General features: G+C 68.5%; 23 protein-coding genes and 2 tRNA genes. 13 read left to right on the top strand and 12 right to left on the bottom strand.

Annotated elements, in window-relative coordinates; genetic code table 11:
- Positions 1-12: 12 nt before the first annotated feature.
- The 5 genes from ACFPJ4_RS07135 to orn all read right to left on the bottom strand — a co-directional run bounded on the left by ACFPJ4_RS07135 (position 13) and on the right by orn (position 1,928).
- Positions 13-366, bottom strand: a complete 354-nt coding sequence (locus ACFPJ4_RS07135) for a metallopeptidase family protein (protein ID WP_386739671.1) — start codon at positions 364-366, stop codon at positions 13-15.
- Positions 366-863 (bottom strand): DUF2017 family protein, encoded by a 498-nt coding sequence (locus ACFPJ4_RS07130; protein WP_386739670.1) that lies wholly within the window; start codon positions 861-863, stop codon positions 366-368. Before ACFPJ4_RS07130 ends, ACFPJ4_RS07135 begins: the two co-directional genes overlap by 1 nt.
- On the bottom strand, positions 863-1,183 hold the full coding sequence (gene clpS / locus ACFPJ4_RS07125; RefSeq protein WP_386739669.1) for an ATP-dependent Clp protease adapter ClpS: 321 nt from the start codon (positions 1,181-1,183) through the stop codon (positions 863-865). Before clpS ends, ACFPJ4_RS07130 begins: the two co-directional genes overlap by 1 nt.
- A tRNA-His gene (locus ACFPJ4_RS07120) sits at positions 1,183-1,258 on the bottom strand. Before ACFPJ4_RS07120 ends, clpS begins: the two co-directional genes overlap by 1 nt.
- Before the next feature lie 46 nt (positions 1,259-1,304).
- Positions 1,305-1,928, bottom strand: coding sequence for an oligoribonuclease (gene orn, locus ACFPJ4_RS07115; protein WP_386739668.1), 624 nt, complete (start codon positions 1,926-1,928; stop codon positions 1,305-1,307).
- Between the two features lie 78 nt (positions 1,929-2,006).
- On the opposite strand from orn, the gene ACFPJ4_RS07110 reads away from it, so the two are divergent.
- The gene (locus ACFPJ4_RS07110; protein WP_386739667.1) at positions 2,007-2,267 is read left to right on the top strand and encodes a YbbN family protein; all 261 of its coding nucleotides are present in this window, start codon (positions 2,007-2,009) and stop codon (positions 2,265-2,267) included.
- A gap of 39 nt (positions 2,268-2,306) precedes the next feature.
- Positions 2,307-2,382: transfer RNA gene (locus ACFPJ4_RS07105), tRNA-Arg, on the top strand.
- Between the two features lie 203 nt (positions 2,383-2,585).
- Here ACFPJ4_RS07105 and ACFPJ4_RS07100 read toward each other — a convergent pair.
- The 5 genes from ACFPJ4_RS07100 to ACFPJ4_RS07080 form a co-directional block, all read right to left on the bottom strand.
- Positions 2,586-3,224, bottom strand: coding sequence for a hypothetical protein (locus tag ACFPJ4_RS07100; RefSeq protein WP_386739666.1), 639 nt, complete (start codon positions 3,222-3,224; stop codon positions 2,586-2,588).
- Between the two features lie 105 nt (positions 3,225-3,329).
- Entirely contained in the window at positions 3,330-3,578 is a 249-nt protein-coding gene (locus tag ACFPJ4_RS07095; protein ID WP_386739665.1) for a hypothetical protein, read from the bottom strand.
- 34 nt (positions 3,579-3,612) lie between these two features.
- A complete protein-coding gene (locus tag ACFPJ4_RS07090; RefSeq protein ID WP_386739664.1) occupies positions 3,613-4,563 on the bottom strand; it encodes a DMT family transporter in 951 nt (316 codons plus the stop codon).
- 17 nt (positions 4,564-4,580) lie between these two features.
- Positions 4,581-5,588 carry an aldo/keto reductase gene (locus ACFPJ4_RS07085; RefSeq protein WP_386739663.1) on the bottom strand — a complete coding sequence of 336 codons (1,008 nt, stop codon included), beginning with the start codon at positions 5,586-5,588 and terminating at the stop codon, positions 4,581-4,583.
- Between the two features lie 9 nt (positions 5,589-5,597).
- Positions 5,598-6,647: a LacI family DNA-binding transcriptional regulator gene (locus ACFPJ4_RS07080; protein ID WP_386739662.1), complete on the bottom strand. Its 1,050-nt coding sequence runs from the start codon at positions 6,645-6,647 to the stop codon at positions 5,598-5,600.
- 67 nt (positions 6,648-6,714) lie between these two features.
- On the opposite strand from ACFPJ4_RS07080, the gene ACFPJ4_RS07075 reads away from it, so the two are divergent.
- From ACFPJ4_RS07075 to ACFPJ4_RS07025, 11 genes are all read left to right on the top strand, one after another.
- Positions 6,715-7,635, top strand: coding sequence for a carbohydrate ABC transporter permease (locus ACFPJ4_RS07075; protein ID WP_386739661.1), 921 nt, complete (start codon positions 6,715-6,717; stop codon positions 7,633-7,635).
- Positions 7,632-8,510, top strand: coding sequence for a carbohydrate ABC transporter permease (locus tag ACFPJ4_RS07070; protein ID WP_386739660.1), 879 nt, complete (start codon positions 7,632-7,634; stop codon positions 8,508-8,510). The genes ACFPJ4_RS07075 and ACFPJ4_RS07070 overlap by 4 nt, the downstream gene beginning before the upstream one ends.
- A gap of 85 nt (positions 8,511-8,595) precedes the next feature.
- Positions 8,596-9,942 carry an ABC transporter substrate-binding protein gene (locus tag ACFPJ4_RS07065; RefSeq protein ID WP_386739659.1) on the top strand — a complete coding sequence of 449 codons (1,347 nt, stop codon included), beginning with the start codon at positions 8,596-8,598 and terminating at the stop codon, positions 9,940-9,942.
- 77 nt (positions 9,943-10,019) lie between these two features.
- Positions 10,020-11,780, top strand: a complete 1,761-nt coding sequence (locus ACFPJ4_RS07060; RefSeq protein ID WP_386739658.1) for a glycoside hydrolase family 35 protein — start codon at positions 10,020-10,022, stop codon at positions 11,778-11,780.
- A gap of 49 nt (positions 11,781-11,829) precedes the next feature.
- Complete coding sequence (locus tag ACFPJ4_RS07055) at positions 11,830-12,690, top strand: alpha/beta fold hydrolase (RefSeq protein ID WP_386739657.1); 861 nt, start codon at positions 11,830-11,832, stop codon at positions 12,688-12,690.
- Positions 12,683-13,288: a TetR/AcrR family transcriptional regulator gene (locus ACFPJ4_RS07050; protein WP_386739656.1), complete on the top strand. Its 606-nt coding sequence runs from the start codon at positions 12,683-12,685 to the stop codon at positions 13,286-13,288. The genes ACFPJ4_RS07055 and ACFPJ4_RS07050 overlap by 8 nt, the downstream gene beginning before the upstream one ends.
- Before the next feature lie 74 nt (positions 13,289-13,362).
- A complete protein-coding gene (locus ACFPJ4_RS07045; RefSeq protein ID WP_386739655.1) occupies positions 13,363-13,587 on the top strand; it encodes a methyltransferase in 225 nt (74 codons plus the stop codon).
- A 195-nt stretch (positions 13,588-13,782) separates the two neighbouring features.
- Positions 13,783-14,340 (top strand): single-stranded DNA-binding protein, encoded by a 558-nt coding sequence (locus ACFPJ4_RS07040; protein WP_386739654.1) that lies wholly within the window; start codon positions 13,783-13,785, stop codon positions 14,338-14,340.
- 64 nt (positions 14,341-14,404) lie between these two features.
- Positions 14,405-14,908: a DUF6993 domain-containing protein gene (locus tag ACFPJ4_RS07035; RefSeq protein WP_386739653.1), complete on the top strand. Its 504-nt coding sequence runs from the start codon at positions 14,405-14,407 to the stop codon at positions 14,906-14,908.
- A gap of 101 nt (positions 14,909-15,009) precedes the next feature.
- Positions 15,010-16,692, top strand: coding sequence for an energy-dependent translational throttle protein EttA (ettA, locus tag ACFPJ4_RS07030; RefSeq protein ID WP_386739652.1), 1,683 nt, complete (start codon positions 15,010-15,012; stop codon positions 16,690-16,692).
- Between the two features lie 89 nt (positions 16,693-16,781).
- A complete protein-coding gene (locus tag ACFPJ4_RS07025; RefSeq protein WP_386739651.1) occupies positions 16,782-17,252 on the top strand; it encodes an acyl-CoA thioesterase in 471 nt (156 codons plus the stop codon).
- Positions 17,253-17,280: 28 nt separating this feature from the next.
- On the opposite strand, the gene ACFPJ4_RS07020 is transcribed toward ACFPJ4_RS07025, so the two are convergent.
- Together ACFPJ4_RS07020 and ACFPJ4_RS07015 are read right to left on the bottom strand one after the other, a co-directional pair.
- Complete coding sequence (locus tag ACFPJ4_RS07020) at positions 17,281-18,036, bottom strand: Gmad2 immunoglobulin-like domain-containing protein (RefSeq protein ID WP_386739650.1); 756 nt, start codon at positions 18,034-18,036, stop codon at positions 17,281-17,283.
- Between the two features lie 45 nt (positions 18,037-18,081).
- Positions 18,082-18,957 (bottom strand): acyl-CoA thioesterase, encoded by an 876-nt coding sequence (locus ACFPJ4_RS07015; RefSeq protein ID WP_386739649.1) that lies wholly within the window; start codon positions 18,955-18,957, stop codon positions 18,082-18,084.
- Between the last annotated feature and the right edge of the window lie 13 nt (positions 18,958-18,970).

The raw sequence follows: 18,970 nt of genomic DNA, 5'->3' as shown, positions 1-18,970 counted from the left end.
GTCCTGCCGCGGTCAGGCCCAGCCGAGCTCGTGCAATTGCTCGTCGTCGAGCCCGTAGTAGTGCCCGATCTCGTGTACGAGGGTCACATGCACCTGATCGCGCAGCTGCTGCAGGTCGTCGCTCACCGAGAGCAGCGGCTCGCGGTACAACACGATGCGGTCCGGCAGTTCGCCGAACCCGTAGCGCTCGCGATGCGTGATGGCCACCCCCTGGTAGAGGCCGAGCAGTTCGAGCGAGCCGTCGTCGGGGCGATCCTCGGTGACGAAGACGACGTTCTCGATGCCCTCGACCATCTCGTCGGGTAGCAGATCGAGCTCGTCGATGACGAGCCTCTCGAACGCCTCGTTGTCGAGCTCCAGGGTCATCAGAATCCCTCGGGCGCCTCGGCCGACTCCGGATCGAGGGCCGCGATGAGCGACCATTGCAGCTCGCCGAGCCAGGCGTACACATCTGCGAGCTCGTCATCGGGCAGCGGGTCGTCGTCGTGACGGATGCCGAGGCGCTCCGCCAGCACGAGGCGCAGGTCGGTCAGTGCCGGAAGCCAGCGCTCGGCGTCATCGCGCTCCACCGACAGCCGCTGCTCGGGTGAGGCGACCAGCGCAGCCGAGATCAGCCCGGAGTTGGCGGACTTGCGCTCGACGAGCCCCTCGCGGGTGTACGTGCGGAATTCCGCGGCAGCCTCATCGTCATCCGGGTAGGCGTTCGGGAACAGCCGGGCGAGCGCCGGATCCTCTGCGAGGTCGGCATCGTCGAGCTGCTCGTGCACGAGCTCGTCGTACTGGGCGAGCAGGGTGGTGAGCAGTTGGCGTTCGAGCGCAGTGAACTCGATCAGCACTCCCGTGATCGCCGGTTCGATGCGCATCAGCTCGCCCGATCCACGGTCGCCCAGAGTCCGAACTCGTGCATCGCCTCGGTGTGCCGCTCCATCTCTTCGCGCGGTCCGGTGGCAACGATGGCACGACCGTCGTGGTGCACCTGCAGCATGAGGCGCTCGGCTTCGGCCTTCGAGTAGCCGAAGTAGCTGCGGAAGACGTGGGTGACGTACGACATCAGGTTGACCGGGTCGTTCCAGACGATGGTCTGCCACGGCAGATCGGGGGCGATGCGGCTGCCGGTGCGGGTCTCATGCGAGGTGCCGGTCGACGTCCCGCTCGCGACCGCCGTCTCGACGGAAAAGTACATGGGGTGGATGACGGGGCTCGAACCCGCGACAACCGGCACCACAAGCCAGTGCTCTACCAACTGAGCTACACCCACCATGCGCGCCACGCACTCCTGGTGGAGCGCGGGCAACTCAACGATTCTAGGGCACGAGAGGGGCCCATGACTCCACCGTCTCGGCGGCAGCCGTCTGAGCCTGCTCGCTGCTCGGTCCGGGGTCCGCCACGAAGACCACCTTGCGGTAGTAGGCGAGCTCCCGGATCGACTCGAGGATGTCGGCGAGAGCCCGGTGCCCGCCGTTCTTGGTCGGAGCCTGGAAGTACGCGCGGGGGTACCAGTGCCGTGCCAGCTCCTTGATCGACGAGACGTCGACGCTGCGGTAGTGCAGGTGACCGTCGACGCGCGGCATGTACTTCGCCAGGAACGACCGATCGGTGCCGATCGTATTGCCGGCCAGGGGTGCGGTCTGCGCATCCGGCACGAACTTCAGGATGTACTCGAGCACCTCGTACTCGGCCTCGGCCAGGGTCACTCCGTGGGGGATCTCGTTGATCAGGCCGCTCTCGGTGTGCATGGCCGTGACGAAGTCGCCCATGTTGTCGAGGGCGGACTGATCGGCCTTGATCACGATGTTGAAACCCGGGTCGAGCAGCTTCAGTTCGTAGTCGGTGATCACGACCGCGACCTCGACCAGTTCGTCGATCGTGAGATCGAGTCCGGTCATCTCGCAGTCGATCCAGACCAGGACATCGGGATGTGCAGCCACGCGGTCAGCCTAGCGAAGGCAGGCGACCGTCCTCGCGACGGCCGGGAATGCCGCCGCCCCGGCCGAGGTTGCGACGAGGTGATCGTCGACCTGTACAGCTCGAGCTTCTGCGCCGCCTGCACGGCCACGCGGGCCGTGCTGGAACGCGCCGCAGAACTCGTGCCCGCGATGGAGCTCGTCGAGCGCAATGTCGCCTCGTTCCCGGATGACGCCGAAGCGGCGGGCATCCGCGCGACGCCGACCGCGATCGTTCGCGATCGCGACGGAGCCGAGGTCTTCCGCGCCGAGGGTGTTCCGACCCTCGACCAGGTGCTCGTCGCCCTGGCACGGGCGGTCTGACCGCGGTTGCTCCGGGTCGCTGCGCTACCCTGAAGCCGCGCCCTCGTAGCTCAGCGGATAGAGCAGGAGCCTTCTAATCTCTTGGTCGCAGGTTCGATTCCTGCCGAGGGCACCAAGGAACGTCTACTCGCGGTGCTTCTCATCTCTTGGTCGCAGGTTCGATTCCTGCCGAGGGCACCAAGGAACGTCTACTCGCGGTGCTTCTCATCTCTTGGTCGCAGGTTCGATTCCTGCCGAGGGCACCAAGGAACGTCTACTCACGGTGCTTCTCATCTCTTGGTCGCAGGTTCGATTCCTGCCGAGGGCACCAAGGAACGTCTACTCGCGGGCGACCGACCCCAGCACGGCCGTCGGTGTGTTGAGCGGCAGTTCGGGGGCGCGCTCGGCCGACTCGTGGTTCACGGCGGAGTACTGCTCTTCGGCCCAGCGCTGCTGTTCGAGCACGACCGGGTCGACGGCGCTCTCGGCGTACTGCCAGCGCTCGACGTCGGCAGCGAAGAGCTTCTTGGCTCGGCTCGGCCTATGCAGCCATTCGACGAGCCGGTCGCGGTACTCCTCGAGCGTCTGCTCGGCCTGGTAGCTGTAGCTCACCGAGTTGGTGCGCATCTCGGCGAGCTGGTGCGTCGCCCAGTCGGCGGCGAGCGAGGCCCCGGCGATCGGCAGCAGCCGCACGGTCACGTCGGCCTGGCTCGCGAGCCGCTCGGCGTGCTCGCGGGAGGCCGGCGACTGACTGTGCCAGCTCGCCGCGCCATGGCCGGCTGCGATGAGTGCCGCGACCGCGGCCGAGCGGGTCTCGTGATCGCGCTGAGCGATCACCCGCTTGGTCGTGCCGCGTCCGATGCCGGCGGCGACGAAGCCGGCGACGACGATCGCGACGAAGGGGATGATCGCGGTCGAGATGATGCGCCATCCACTGTCGGACCGGATCCAGTCGAGAAGATCGTTCCACGGTTGCATGAGCCGCACGATACGCCGACCCCGGCGGATCGCCGAGCAATCGTCGCGCGTCGTCGAAACTCTCAGTCTTCGGTTCAGCCCGAGACTTAGTGAGCCGGGACGTCGCTACCGCAGCGCATCGACCGCCTCATCGGCCGTCCAGAAGTCGCCGACCACCAGAAAGCCTTGCGCTCGGGCCCGCAGCCGCTTGGCGCGGTAGCGCTCTCCCTCGGCCGAGTCGATCGGCTCGACGTAGCCGAGCACGGTGCCGTCGCGACGGGTGATGCGGGACAGCCGGCCATGCAGGGCGAGAACCGAGATGGCCGGATGCGGCGCCGCGAGCGGCAGCGGAGTCGCGCGTTCGAGGAGGTCCATGACTCGAACATACGTTCGACCCCCGACATCGGGGTCAGCGTCGAGCCTCGGCTCCGACCCCGGGCAGCGCGAGGTCGGCGTCGACGACCTTGCCGGCACGGGCGGTCTGGGCGAGCACGATCCCGACCAGTACGATCGCGGCGCCGACGATCTGCACCGGGTCGAGCCCTTCGCCGAGCCACAGCCAGGCGACCAGGAAGGCGAAGAGCACCTCCGACGACGCCACGATGCCTGCCGCCGTCGCCGAGAGGTGCTTGAGCGCCGAGAACGAGAGCAGGAAGGGCAGGAACGAGCCGAAGACGACGGTCGCGGCGAGCGGGAGCACCAGCGGCAGCTCGAAGGCCCCGTGCGATCCGCCGAGCGGAACCGGCTTGCCGAGTACGGAGGGATCCAGCTGCCACCATCCGCTGAACACCGCCCAGAACGCCCCCGCGAACAGCCCGGTCCAGAAGGCGACGGCGAGCGGCGAGGTCGCGCTGACCTGACGCTCGCCGACGACGAAGTAGAGCGTGAGCGTGATCGCCGCGACCAGGGCGAGCACGACGCCGAGCGGGTTCAGGTCGCTCGCCCAGATGCGGGCGACGATCGCGAGACCCACCAGAACGCAGGCGATCGCAACCCAGAGTCGGGCCTTGACCTTCTCGCGGAACACGAAGAACGCCACAAGAGCGACGAGCAGCACCGCCGTGTACTCCAACAGGAGGGCGATGCCGACCGGCAGAAGCGCGAGGGCCGAGGCGTAGCTCGCCTGCAGCAGGGCGACGCCGGCCACGCCGAGCACGGCCATCACGAGCAGTTGCCGAGGCCGCATCCGGAATCCGCTCCGATCGGTCAGCAGCAGCACGATTCCCGCCAGGACGGCGGTGCCCATGGTGCGGAACAGCGTGAGCTGGGTCGCGCTGAGGCCGCCCTCGACGAGCAGCTTGGTCATGCTGCCGTTCGCGCCGAACAGCAGCGCACCGAGCAGTGCGTAGAGGTAGCCCACGGGGTTCGGCGTCGTGTTCAGCGGCGCTCGGTGCCGTCGATCGCGAAGGGCTCGATCGCGGCGAGCTCCTCGTCGCTCAGCGGCGCGGCGCCGACGGCGCCCAGGCTGCTCTCCAACTGCGCGACGCTCGAGGCCCCGATCAGCGCGCTGGTGACCTGCGGATGCCGCAGCACCCAGGTCAGCGCGAGCTGGGCGAGCGTCTGGCCGCGGCCCTTCGCGATCGCGTCGAGCGCCCTCACCCGCTCGAGATAGCTCGCGCTGATGTGGGACTCGTCGATCCAGCGGCCGGTCGCGGCCCGCGAGTCGTCGGGGATGCCGTGCAGGTAGCGGTCGGTCAACATGCCCTGGGCGAGCGGTGAGAACACGATGCTGCCGGCGCCGATCTCGTCGAGCACCGGGAACAGGCCGTGCTCGATCTTCCGATCGAACATGTTGTACCGCGGCTGGTGGATCAGCAGGGGGATCCCCTCGGCCTGCAGGGCGACGTACGCCGCCTTGGTCTGCTGCGGGTCGTAGTTCGAGATGCCGGCATAGAGCGCCCGTCCCGACCTCACTGCCGTCGCAAGCGCCCCCATGGTCTCTTCGATCGGCGTCTCGGGATCGGGTCGGTGCGAGTAGAAGATGTCGACGTAGTCCAGACCCATCCGGGCGAGCGACTGGTCGAGCGAGCTCAACAGGTACTTGCGCGAGCCCCACTCGCCGTAGGGGCCGTCCCACATCTCGTAGCCGGCCTTCGTCGAGATCACCAGTTCGTCGCGGTAGGGCAGGAAGTCGTCGCGCAGGATCAGCCCGAAGTTGCGCTCCGCGGCCCCGGGAGTCGGCCCGTAGTTGTTGGCAAGGTCGAAGTGGGTCACCCCGAGGTCGAAGGCCCGGCGCAGGATCGCGCGTTGCGTGTCGAGGGGGCGGTCAGACCCGAAGTTGTTCCAGAGGCCGAGCGAGATCTCGGGGATCCTCAGCCCGCTGCGACCGACCCGCGGGTAGGGCATCTTCGAGTCGTAGCGGTCGGCGGCGGCGAGATAGGGCATGCAACCAGCCTAGGCGCGCGGTGGCGCCGTGCTCTTGCGAACGATGAGCTCGGTCGGAACCAGGACGCTTCGATCGGGCGCGGCGGTCGGGGATTCGATCGAGCGCAGCAGGGTCTGGATGCTGAGCCGCCCCACCTCGCGGAAGTCCTGACGCACCGTGGTCAGGGGCGGCCAGAACGAGGACGACTCCTCCAGGTCGTCGAATCCGACCACGCTGACGTCGCCCGGCACCTCACGCCCCAGTTCATGCAGAGCCCGGATGGCGCCGAGGGCCATCTGGTCGTTGGCCGCGAAGATCGCGGTCACGTCGTCGCGCCGGCCGAGCTCGAGGCCGAGCCGGTAGCCGGACTCGGTCGACCAGTCGCCCGCGAGCGGCGGGGGCGCCTCGATTCCGCCCTCCGCGAGCGTGGCGGCCCATGCCTCCCGGCGATGGGTGGCCGAGAAGGAGGTGAGCGGTCCGGAGATGTGCCAGACGGTGCGGTGCCCGAGGTCGAGCAGGTGCTGGGTGGCCTGTCGGGCCCCGAGGGCCTGATCGGTGTCGACGACCGGCAGCTGCGAGTCCGGGTTCGAGTCGATGACGACGACCGGCACGCCAGGGGGGAGCGTGATGTCGGTCTTTCCGATCAGGTGCGCCTCGAAGATCAGGATGATGCCGTCGACCGCCTGCTCGTTCAGGCGGCTGTAGGCCCCGCTCACCTGGCTGGCAGTCGGGCCCGCGGGGATCAGCGTGATGGAGTACCCGGCCTCGGCGGCCTGGTCGGCGATCGCCTCGAGGGTGCGCATGTTGCCGAAGGTGGAGAGCGTGAACATGATGACGCCGATCGAGTGGAACCGCCCGCTCCGCAGCGCGCGCGCCGCGCGGTTGGGCCGGTAACCCAGCGCCTCCATCGAGGCGATCACCCGTTGGCGCGTGGGCTCCTCGACGTTGCTGTGCCCGTTCGCGACGCGCGAGACGGTCTGCGACGAGACCCCCGCGTGGCGGGCGACGTCGGCCATCGACGGCCCTCGCGTGGCGGGCTGAGTCATGTCTGGTCCGATCGATCCGGGGAGGTCATGCATGTTGACGTGAACATGCTATCGTCGACCTCGCCATGTTGACGTGAACATGCCGATCTGAAGGACCTCGATGACATCGCTGTCGCTGACCGTTGCACGCGAGACCACCCCGCGCCGCCGGCGCAATGCCGTCGGTCGCCGCGGCTGGGCCTTCGTCCTGCCCTTTCTGATCGTCTTCGCGGTGGCGTTCATCGCCCCCGTGCTCTACGCGATCTACCTGAGCCTGTTCCGCGACCAGCTGGTCGGCGGCAATGCGTTCGTGGGGCTGGCCAACTACGCGCAGGTGCTGTCGGACGGGCGGTTCTGGCAATCGTTCCTCCACGTCGTCGTCTTCCTGCTGGTGCAGGTGCCGATCATGCTCGGGCTCGCCCTGTTCGCCGCCCTGGCCATCGACAGCGCGAGGCTGCACGCCAGCGGCTTCTTCCGGATCGTCGTCTTCCTGCCGTACGCCGTGCCGGGTGTCGTCGCGGCCCTGATGTGGGGCTTCCTCTACGGGCAGAACTTCGGCCTGACCGCCGACATCAACCGATGGCTGGGTTCCACGGTGCTCGCGCCGTTCAGCTCGCAGTGGATCCTCGCCTCGATCGGCAACATCACGACGTGGGAGTACCTCGGCTACAACATGCTGATCTTCTACTCGGCACTGCGCGTGATCCCGACCGACCTCTACGAGGCGGCGGAACTCGACGGAGCCGGCGCGTTCCGCACGGTCCTCAGCATCAAGCTGCCTGCTCTGCGCGGGGCGATCGTGATCGCCACGATCTTCTCGATCATCGGAAGCTTCCAGCTGTTCAACGAGCCGAACATCCTCAAGCCGCTGGCTCCGAACGTCATCACGACCTTCTTCACCCCGAACATGTACGCCTACAACCTGTCGTTCGCGGCCCAGCAGTACAACTACTCGGCCACGGTGGCGATCGTGATGGGTGTGATCACCGGGGTGATCGCCTACGCGGTGCAACTGCGCGGATCGCGGAAGGACGAGCGATGAGCGCGGAACGCGCGGGACGGGTCAGCCACCGGCGGCAGCGCCGATCGGTGGTGCTGACGATCGTCATGTCGGTCTTCCTGCTGTACTCGCTCGTGCCGCTGTTCTGGCTGGTCGTCAACTCGACGAAGTCGCAGTCGTCGCTCTTCAACAGTTTCGGGCTCTGGTTCAGCGGAGACTTCTCGTTCTTCAGGAACATCGGCGAGACGCTCAGCTACAACGACGGCATCTTCCTCCGCTGGTTCGCGAACACCTTGCTCTACGTCGTGGTCGGAGCGGGCGGGGCCACGCTGCTCGCCACGCTCGCAGGGTACGGGCTCGCCAAGTTCCGCTTCCGCGGTCGCGGTGCGGTCTTCGCGCTGGTGCTCGGGGCCATCGCGGTGCCCGGAACCGCGCTCGCGGTGCCGACCTTCCTGCTGTTCAGCCAGCTGGGCCTCACCAATACCCCCTGGGCGATCATCATCCCGTCGCTGGTGAGTCCGTTCGGGCTCTACCTGATCTGGGTCTACGCCGTCGACGCGATCCCGACCGAACTGCTCGAGGCCGCACGCATGGACGGCGCCGGCGAGCTGCGCACCTTCTTCACGATCTCGATCAAGCTGCTGGCGCCCGGGATCGTCACCGTGGCGCTGTTCGCCGTGGTCGCGACCTGGAACAACTACTTCCTGCCCCTCATCATGCTGAGCGATCCGAGCTGGTACCCCCTGACGGTGGGCCTGAACCAGTGGAACGCGCAGGCCACCGGGGCCGCCGCCGACCCGATCTACAACCTCGTGATCACCGGGTCGTTGCTCACGATCATCCCGATCGTGGTCGCATTCCTGATCTTGCAGCGCTACTGGCAATCGGGCCTGAGCGCCGGAAGCGTCAAGCAGTGAGCGAGAGGCACTGTCTTGCGGAACACCACACTCTCGCCGGCGCGTCCTGCACCGGATTCCTCGACAACGAAGTGAAGGGAACAGCATGACTCTCATGCGCAGAGGTTCCGGCATCCGCCGGATCGCCACCGTGGTCGCCGCGGCGGCGCTCATCGGCGGGGGGCTCGCCGCCTGCTCGACGGGAACATCCGGAGGCAGCGGCAGCAGCAGCGACCTCGACGCCGCCCTCAAGGCCGGCGGAACGATCACCTACTGGAGCTGGACTCCGTCGGCCAAGGCACAGGTCGCCGCCTTCGAGAAGGCGTACCCGAAGGTCACGGTCAAGCTCGTCAACGCCGGCACGGGTAACGACGAGTACACCAAGCTGCAGAACACGGTGAAGGCCGGATCCGGCGCGCCCGACGTCGCGCAGATCGAGTACTACGCCCTCCCGCAGTTCGCGCTCTCGGGTGCGCTCGCCGACCTGAAGAGCTACGGGCTCGACTCGCTGCAGAGCCACTACACGGCCTCCACGTGGAACTCGGTCAGCATCGGCGGAAAGCTGTACGGCCTGCCGCAGGACTCGGGCCCCATGGCGATGTTCTACAACAAGAAGGTCTTCGACCAGTACGGCCTCGCCGTGCCGACGACCTGGGACGAGTACATCGCCGACGCCAAGAAGCTGACGGCGGCCGACCCGACGAAGTTCATCACCGCCGACACCGGTGACGCCGGATTCACCACTAGCATGATCTGGCAGGCCGGCGGCCGGCCGTTCACCGTGAGCGGCAGCGACGTCACGCTCAACCTGGCCGACTCGGGCACCAAGAAGTGGACGAACACCTGGAACCAGCTGCTCCAGGGGCACCTGCTCTCGACCATCCCGGCCTGGGGCGACGAGTGGTACAAGGGTCTCGGCAACGGAACCATCGCGACCCTCATCACGGGCGCCTGGATGCCCGGCGTGCTGGAGTCCAGCGTCACGGCCGCCTCCGGCGACTGGCGGGTTGCCCCGATCCCGACCTACGACGGTAAGGCGGTCACGGCCGAGAACGGCGGTGGCGGTCAGTCCGTGCTGAAGCAGAGCAAGAACCCCGCACTCGCAGCGGCCTTCCTGCGCTGGCTGAACAGCGACCCGACGAGCATCAAGACCTTCCTCGCCAGCGGCGGGTTCCCCTCGACCGTCGCCGAGCTCAAGGCGAGCTCGTTCGCCGACCAGTCCGTCGCGTACTTCGGCGGCCAGAAGATCAACCAGGTGCTGGGCGACGCGGCGTCGACCGTGGCGACCGGCTGGTCGTACCTGCCGTACCAGGTGTACGCGAACAGCATCTTCGGCGACACGGTCGGGCAGGCGTACTCCAGCTCGTCCGATCTGAACGCAGGACTCAGCACCTGGCAGTCCCAGCTGCTGAGCTACGGAAAGCAGCAGGGGTTCACGGTCAAGGCAGGCTAGCCGACCCCGTTCTGTCCACGGCCGGCCGGAGATCCCTCCGGCCGGCCGTGCAGTCCCACGCCTCGAATTGGAGCATCATGCCTTTCGCCCCGAGCACCTTCGCCATCGGCGACACCGACTTCCTGCTCGACGGTCAGCCCTTCCGGGTGCTGTCGGGTGCGATCCACTACTTCCGGGTGCATCCCGAGCAGTGGGCCGACCGCATCCACAAGGCCCGCCTGATGGGTCTCAACACCATCGAGACCTACGTGCCGTGGAACGCGCACGCGCCGAAGGAGGGCTCCTGGGATGCCACGGGGCGCCTCGATCTCGTGCGCTTCCTGCAGCTCGTCGCCGAGGAGGGGATGCGGGCGATCGTCCGCCCCGGTCCGTACATCTGCGCCGAGTGGGACGGCGGGGGACTGCCGGCCTGGCTCTTCCGGGACGGGCCGATGCGCATCCGGAGTTCCGACCCGCGCTTCCTCGCCGCGGTCGAGGGGTATTTCGGGCACGTGCTTCCGATGATCGAGCCGCTGCAGGTGCAGCACGGCGGCCCCGTCATCCTGGTGCAGGTCGAGAACGAGTACGGCGCGTACGGGGCGGATGCCGACTACCTCGACGCGATCACCGCACTGCTGCGCGAGGGCGGCATCCAGGTCCCACTCACGACCGTCGATCAGCCCACCGACGAGATGCTCGCCAACGGCAGCCGGCCCGGACTGCACCTCACGGCGTCGTTCGGTTCGCGATCCGCCGAGCGGCTGCAGACGCTCCGGCGCCATCAACCGACCGGGCCCCTGATGTGCTCGGAGTACTGGAACGGCTGGTTCGACAACTGGGGCGCCGCCCATCACCGCACCTCGGCCGGCGACGCGGCACAGGACCTGCGCGTCCTGCTCGCGCACGGCGCCTCGGTGAACTTCTACATGTTCCACGGCGGCACCAACTTCGGCCTGAGCAACGGCGCGAACGACAAGGGCATCTACGAGCCGATCGTCACGAGCTACGACTACGACGCCCCGCTGGACGAGGCGGGCGCTCCGACCGAGAAGTTCTGGGCCTTCCGCGAGGTGATCGCCGAGTTCGCCGAGGTTCCCGATGAGCTCCCGGCCGCGGCCGCTCCCGCGCCCGTCTTCGAGACGAGGTTCGAGTCGGTGCGGCCGTTGCGCGACGCGCTCCCGGCGATCGGCGAACTCAGCGACGGGCTCCCGAGTCACGACGAGCGAGACATCCTGTCCGGGTTCTCGCTCTATCGCACGCCGATCTCGGTCGATGGCGACGCGGTGCTCGAGTTCGCCGAGGTGCGCGATCGCGCCCTGGTCTCGATCGACGGCGACCCCGTCGGAGTGCTGTCGCGCGAGCTGGGGGAGCGGGCGATCACCCTTCCCTCGAACGCGCAGGGCGTGCTCGAATTGCTCGTCGAGGATCAAGGCCGCGTCGACTACGGCCCGCGGATCGGCGAGCCCAAGGGCTTGATCGGCCCGGCTCTCGTGGGTGGCGAACCTCTGGGGCACTGGGAACTGCTCGGTCTCGACCTCGAGGCGCTGCGAGCGATGGCGTCCGGGGGAGCGACCCCGACATCCGCGATGATCGCGGGCCCCGTGCTCGCGCGCGCGGGCTTCCGCCTCGATGAGCCCGCCGACCTCTTCCTCGACACGGCCGGATGGGGCAAGGGCGTGGTCTGGGTCAACGGATTCTGCCTCGGCCGCTACTGGTCGCGCGGGCCGCAGCGCACGCTCTTCGTTCCCTCGCCCGTGCTGCGCGCGGGCGAGAACGAGGTGACGGTCTTCGAGCTGCACGCCCTGGCGAATCGCCTGGCATTCTGCGCGGCGCCCGAGCTGGGACACGTCGACAGCTGATCGGAGTCGGCGGTTGCGAAGTTTGGCTAATGGTATTAGCTTTAATGTCATGAGCCAGAACATCACCTCCCAACTGCACTTCCTGTCGCGGCCTGCGGGCCGTCTCGCCTACACGGTCGACGGCGTCGGTCCGCTCGTCGTCGCGGTGCCCGGCATGGGCGACCTGCGCGACAGTTACCGTGAACTCGTCGGTCCCCTGCTGGGCGCCGGGTTCCGGGTCGCGGTGATGGATCTGCGGGGGCACGGCGACTCCGACACCACGTTCCGCGAGCACGGCGACGTCGTGACCGCCGACGACATGCTCGCCCTCATCGACGAGCTCGGCGGCCCGGCCGTCATCGTCGGCAACTCGATGGCGGGCAGCGCGGCGGTGATCGCGGCGGCGAAGCGTCCGGATGCCGTCGCCGGCCTGGTGCTGCTCAGCCCGTTCCTGCGCGAGTTCTTCTCGCGCGGCGCGATGGCGACCACCCGGCTCATGTACCGCGTTCTGTTCGCGCGCCCCTGGGGGGCGACCATGTGGGCCAACTACTACGGGAAGACCCTCAACCGCGGGACCGCCGCATCCTGGCTGCCCGAGCACGTCGCGGCGATCCGCTCGTCGATGCGCGAACCGGGGCGTCTGCGGTCGTTCCGCGAGCTGACGCTGCAGCTCGATCACTCAGCGGTGGAGCCCCTGGTCGCCGCGGTGCACGCCCCGGCTCTCGTCGTCGTGGGCGACTCCGACCCCGACTACAAGGACCCGGCCGCCGAACTCGTCGCCATGGGCGAATCGCTCGGCGCGCAGACCCTGCTGGTCGAGCGCGCCGCGCACTACCCGCACGCGCAGCGTGCCGACCTCGTGGTGCCGCGCATCCTCGCCTTCGTCGAGGAGCTGCGCGGCGGGTCCGGATGGCGGGCGCCGCGTGCCTAGGGCGGGCCTCAGCCGCGAGGCGGTCACCGAGTTGGCGGTCGAGCTCGTCGACTCGACGCCGGACGGCTTCGACGGCCTGACCCTCGCGGCTGTGGCCGGGCGCGCCGGGGTGGCGGTGCCGAGCCTGTACAAGCACGTGGGCTCGCTCGCCGACCTGCGCCGCTCGGTCGCCCTGGTCGGGATGGCCGAGCTGCTCCGCCGCAGCACGGCGTCCACCGAGGGGCGTGTGCGCGAGGACGCGCTGCGGGCGCTGGGTCGGGCGATCCGCAGGTTCGCGGCCGAGCATCCGGGACTGTACGCGGCGACCCAGATCGCGCCGCGGTTCGAGCCCGGTGACGGCGACGTCGGCGACCCGGTCTGGCTCGCCCTCGCGCAGGCCGCGACCGACACGGTCGACGTCGTGTCCTCGGTGCTGCTCGGGTTCGGGTTGCCCGAACAGCGCACGGTCGATGCGGTGCGCGCGACCCGCGCAGCGATCCACGGTTTCGTGGAGTTGGAGGCGCACGGCGGCTTCGGGATGCCCGACGACGTCGACCGCAGCTTCGAGGCCCTGCTCGACGTGCTGGTCGCCGGAATCGCGCAGCTGGCCCGAAACTGACCGGTGCCTTCGAAATGAGTGCATCCGCGGCGCGAGCGGCGTAGCGTCGTGGCAGCAACGAAAGGAGCTCGACGATGAGCCCGATCCCCACGATGGGAATGACAACCGGCCAGCGCTGGATCGCCTTCGGCGAGGCGGGAGCGGCGGGAACCATCCTGCACACCGATGCCGGCTACGCGGTGCGGATGCTCGACGACGCGGAGCCGCGTGGCGTGTATCCCACGCTCGAGGTCGCCAAGAGCGCGATGCACGCGAGCATGGCTCGCGGCTCGGAATGGCCGGAGTTCCGCGAGCACTGACCGCACGCGGAGTCGTCTCCTCCGCAGCCTCTCGGGCGTCGCCCCTTCCACACCGGAAGGCAGGCGGCGCCCGAGGTGTGTGCGGGCTCGTCACGATGGGGCGATCGGATGCCGGGGCGGTTCTCCCGGCACGAGCGCCGCTCCGGCATCCGGCCCGCTGGCGTCGCCGCGGGTCCATCGACAAGGAGCCAGCCCATGACCGACACCATCACCCTCACCGGACTCGTCGCCACCACCCCGCGACACCTCGTCACCAGCGAGGGCCTCCCGATCACGTCGTTCCGCCTCGCCAGCACGCAGCGTCGCTACGACCGCGCAGCGCAGAAATGGATCGACGGGGAGACCAACTGGTACACGATCACCGCGTTCCGCCACCTGGCTGTCAACGTGGTCGGCTCGGTCGCCAAGGGCCAGCGCGTCGTCGTCACGGGTCGGCTGCGACTGCGCGACTGGAACAACGGAGAGCGCGCCGGCATGACCGTTGAGGTCGACGCGGATGCCCTCGGTCACGACCTCGCGTGGGGCACCGCCGTCTTCACCCGCTCGGTGTCGTCGAGCCTCGCGCACGACGACGAGCTGCCGAGCGATCGTGCGGCCTTCGGCGATGTCGACGAGTCCGATGCGGGCGGTTCCGGCGCGGTTGTAGTGACGCATTCGGGCTCGGGCTCGGGCTCGGGCTCGGGCTCCGGCTCCGACGACGAGCTGTCGGCGGCGCCCTCGAAGCGACCGGCCGAGGCGGCCCTTCCGTTCTAGTCCAGCCGGCCACCCTAGAATCGTCGCGACCGACGTCGCAGGGTGCGACCGGCCGAGGAGGATCATGAGCGGCACCGGTCGGCGGCAGCGAACCCTGCGGCGGATTCCGGCACGGCGCTCGGTCATTGCCGCGGCGGTGGGCCTGCTGGCCGTGACGGCTCTCGCGGGCTGCGTCGCGTCCGCGCCGAAACCGACGGCAAGCGCGACCTCGGCGGCGAGCGGATCCGCCGCACCGGCGACCCCGGCGATCGACCTCAACGGCACCGCGAACCAGAACAAGGCGTACTTCGACATGGTCAACCAGAAGCTGATCGCGGCGGGCGGTGATCTGAGCGGGCGACCGTTCATCGACAACCTGATCAAGGCCGGCTACCCGAAGGTCGACATGGAGGTCACGCCCGACCGCACCGCGGCCAACCTGGCGGCCGACAACATCCAGTTCTCGGTCCGCTTCGGCACCACCTGCCTGATCGGGCAGTACGGCAACATCGGCTACGCGAGCACCGTCACGAAGGTGCTGGCCACGGGCCGTTGCCTCGTCGGAACCACCCGCACGATCGACTGGTGACCGACCGCGCGCTCAGGCCGAACGCGTCGTCTCTCGTCGCCGCGAGGCCGGGCTTCGGCGGCTGTCAGCTTGAGGCCGACGACCTTCCCTAGACTCGGAGCATGGCCGAATTCATTTACTCGATGGTGCGCGCCCGCAAAGCGGTCGGCGACAAGCTCATCCTCGACGATGTGACCATGTCGTTCCTGCCGGGCGCGAAGATCGGGATGGTCGGCCCGAACGGCGCCGGCAAGTCGACGATCCTGAAGATCATGGCCGGGCTCGACCAGCCCAGCAACGGCGAGGCCCGCCTCAGTGCGGGGTACACGGTCGGCATCCTGATGCAGGAGCCCGTGCTCGACGAGAGCAAGACCGTGCTCGAGAACGTGCAGGAGGGCGTCGGGCCGATCAAGGCCAAGCTCGACCGCTTCAACGAGATCTCGGCAGCGATGGCCGACCCCGATGCCGACTTCGACACCCTGCTGGCCGAGATGGGCTCCCTGCAGGAAGAGATCGACGCCGCCGATGCCTGGGATCTCGACTCCCAGCTCGACCAGGCGATGGATGCGCTGCGCACCCCGCCCGGTGACGCCGCCGTCGCCAACCTCTCCGGCGGTGAGAAGCGCCGCGTCGCGCTGACGAAGCTCCTGCTGCAGAAGCCCGACCTGCTGCTGCTCGACGAGCCCACCAACCACCTCGACGCCGAGAGCGTGCTCTGGCTCGAGCAGCACCTCAAGCAGTACGCCGGCGCGGTCATCGCGGTGACCCACGACCGGTACTTCCTCGACAACGTCGCCGAATGGATCGCCGAGGTCGACCGCGGGCACCTCTACCCCTACGAGGGCAACTACTCGACCTACCTCGAGAAGAAGGCTCAGCGCCTGGAGGTTCAGGGCAAGAAGGACCAGAAGCTGGCCAAGCGCCTCGCCGACGAGCTCGACTGGGTGCGCTCCAACGCCAAGGGCCGGCAGGCCAAGTCGAAGGCGCGTCTCGCACGCTACGAAGAGATGGCGACCGAGGCCGATCGCACGCGCAAGCTCGACTTCGAAGAGATCCAGATCCCGCCGGGTCCGCGGCTGGGCAACATCGTGGTCGAGGCGAAGAAGCTCGAGAAGGGCTTCGACGGTCGTGAGCTCATCGAGGGGCTCAGCTTCACCCTGCCGCCGAACGGCATCGTGGGCGTCATCGGCCCGAACGGCGTGGGCAAGACCACGCTGATCAAGACCATCGTCGGGCTCGAGCAGATCGACGGCGGCGAGCTCAAGGTCGGCGAGACCGTGCAGATCAGCTACGTCGACCAGAACCGCGGCGGAATCGACCCCAACAAGACCCTGTGGGAGGTCGTGTCCGACGGGCTCGACATCATCACGGTGGGCAAGGTCGAGATCCCCTCCCGTGCCTACGTCAGCAAGTTCGGCTTCAAGGGTCCGGACCAGCAGAAGAAGGCGGGGGTGCTCTCCGGTGGCGAGCGCAACCGTCTCAACCTCGCGCTGACGCTCAAGCAGGGCGGCAACCTGCTGCTGCTCGACGAGCCGACCAACGACCTCGACGTCGAGACCCTGCAGAGCCTCGAGAACGCCCTGCTCGAGTTCCCGGGCTGCGCGGTGGTCATCACCCACGACCGGTGGTTCCTCGACCGGATCGCGACCCACATCCTCGCCTACGAGGGCACCGCCGAGAACCCGGCCAACTGGTACTGGTTCGAGGGCAACTTCGAGTCGTACGAGCAGAACAAGATCGAGCGACTCGGCCCGGAGGCGGCGAAGCCGCACGCCTCGGTCTACCGCAAGCTGACGAGGGATTGAGCTGCTCGAAGCGATGGCCATTTCTGGCCATCGCGCGTTCAATCCCCGAGTGCGTCTCGCGCTCGGGAAAATTCCGCTAAGGAGCCTTCATGCGCCTCCACATCCCGATCCCGCTGCGCTGGGGCGATCTGGACGCGTACGGGCACATCAACAACGTCGAGACCCTGCGCCTGATCGAGGAGGCGCGTGTGCGCGCCTTCTGGCGCAGCGCCGACGACGACCCCGACCCGCAGCCGACCGCCGTGCTCGACCTCACCAGCGACGCCGGGGTGTGGTCGCTCGTGGCCCGCAGCGAGATCGAGTACCTCGTTCCGATCCCGTACACCCGCGCGCCGATCGACGTCGAGGTGTGGCTGGGCCGACTCGGGGGCGCCAGCATCGAGATCTACTTCGAGCTGTACTCGCCCGTCGGGGTCGAATCGCGCGTGCTGTACGCCCGCTCGGCGACCACGATCGTGACGGTGGATGCCGCCTCCGGTCGCCCCACCCGCATCCCGCCACAGCTGCGCGAGCTCTGGGCTCCGTACCTCGAGACGCCGTTGGTCTTCACGCGTCGCTGAGCGACGTTGCCGCCCGCCAGACGCACAACTACCGGACGTGCACCTGGACGGGGAACTCGTCCACGACGCTGCCGTCTTTTGCGCTGTTGTCGAAGGCGACGAGATCGTAGGCGTTGGCGGCCAACCCCGGGGGGATGGTCAGAGTGGCCGACCACGGCGACTCCTTGTCGCCTCGCGCGGCCATGACGCTCTGCGTCACGACGGGCCGGCCGGAGGAGTCGCGCAACTCGATGGTGAACGCCGCCTCGAAGACGAACGCCGAGCCGCTGACGGCGAGCGCGCTGCCCGCCGCGACGGTGGCGCCGCAGGCCGGCGAGGTGATGATGATCGCGGGTCGTTCTGCCGACACGGTGACCGAGCGCTCGACCAGGTTGATGATCGATCCGTCCTTGGGGCTTGAGGAGTAGGCGCGCAAGGTGACCGCGGTCGCCGTATCGCGAGGAGGAAATGCGAGCACGGCCGACCAGGCTCCGGGCGTGCCCGTTCCGGACGTCGCCATCACGTCGCGCACGCACAGCCTCGACCCGTTCGCGGCGACCGCCTCGACCGTGAGGGCGCCCTCGAAGGTGTTGGCGGTCCCGCTCAGTTCGACCGGGGTGTGCACGGTGGCTGACGCGGCGGGCTTGTCGATGGCGATGAGGGAAGCCGTCGAGGCGGACGGCGAAGGGGATGCGGTGGGGGAGGCGCTGCTGGGTGTCGGCGACGGCGGCGTCGGAGTGCATCCCGAGAGCAGGGCGAGCGCCGCGCTCGCGACCACGGCCAGCGAGAGAGTTGGCGACTTCATTGCGTGCCTCCTGCAGAAGACGCTATACCTGCGCCTCGACCGGTGTCACTCCGCCGACCCGGGCACCCGGATCGTCCCCTCCTGCGCGACGCTGGCCAGCAGCAGGCCGTCGCGCGAGTAGATCCGCCCCAGCGAGAGCCCGCGGCCGCCGATCGCGTTCGGCGACTCCTGCACGTAGAGCATCCACTCGTCGACGCGGCCGAAGCGGTGCCACCACATGGCGTGATCGAGGCTCGCGACCTTGAGCCCCGGACGGCTCCAGGCGACGCCGTGCGGTCGCAGGATCGGCTCGAGGATCGAGTAGTCGCTCGCGTAAGCGAGCGCCGCCCGATGCACATTCGGGTCATCGGGCAGGGTGCCGACGGCGCGCATCCAGACCGCCTGATGTGCGGCGCCACCCTCGACAGCGTCGAGGTAGATCGGCGCCTCGATGTGGCGGATGTCGAACGCGCGGCGGGTCGCCCAGAACTGCGCGACCGGGTGGTCGACGCCGGCGAGCACCTCGGCCGTGCTCGGCAGGGATTCGGGATCGGGCAGGCCCGGCGGCATGTCGATCTGGTGGTCGAGGCCGTCGTCCTGAGTCTGGAACGACGCGATCATCGACAGAATCGGCTGGCCGCCCTGGTAGGCCTGCGTGCGCCGGGTGGTGAAGGAGCGGCCGTCGTGAATGCGATCCACGGAGAAGGTGATCGACCGCTCGGCGTCGCCGGGCCGCAGGAAGTACCCGTGCATGGAATGCACCGCGCGCTGCTCGTCGACCGTGCGGATGGCGGCGATCAAGGACTGCGCGAGCACCTGGCCGCCGAACACCCGACCCTGCGGTGTCCACTGGCTCGGACCGGTGAAGATGTCTTCGTTGGTGCGTGCTCCGGTGTCGCTCAGATCCAGCGCCGCGAGAAGGCCCGCCAAGGGGTCGGTCATGGGTTGTAGTTTA

The organism is Lysinimonas soli (assembly GCF_042655435.1).
GTDB lineage: Bacteria > Actinomycetota > Actinomycetes > Actinomycetales > Microbacteriaceae > Lysinimonas > Lysinimonas soli.
The sequence above is the reverse complement of the archived record's forward strand: the minus strand, read 5'-3'. Positions and strand labels throughout refer to the sequence as shown.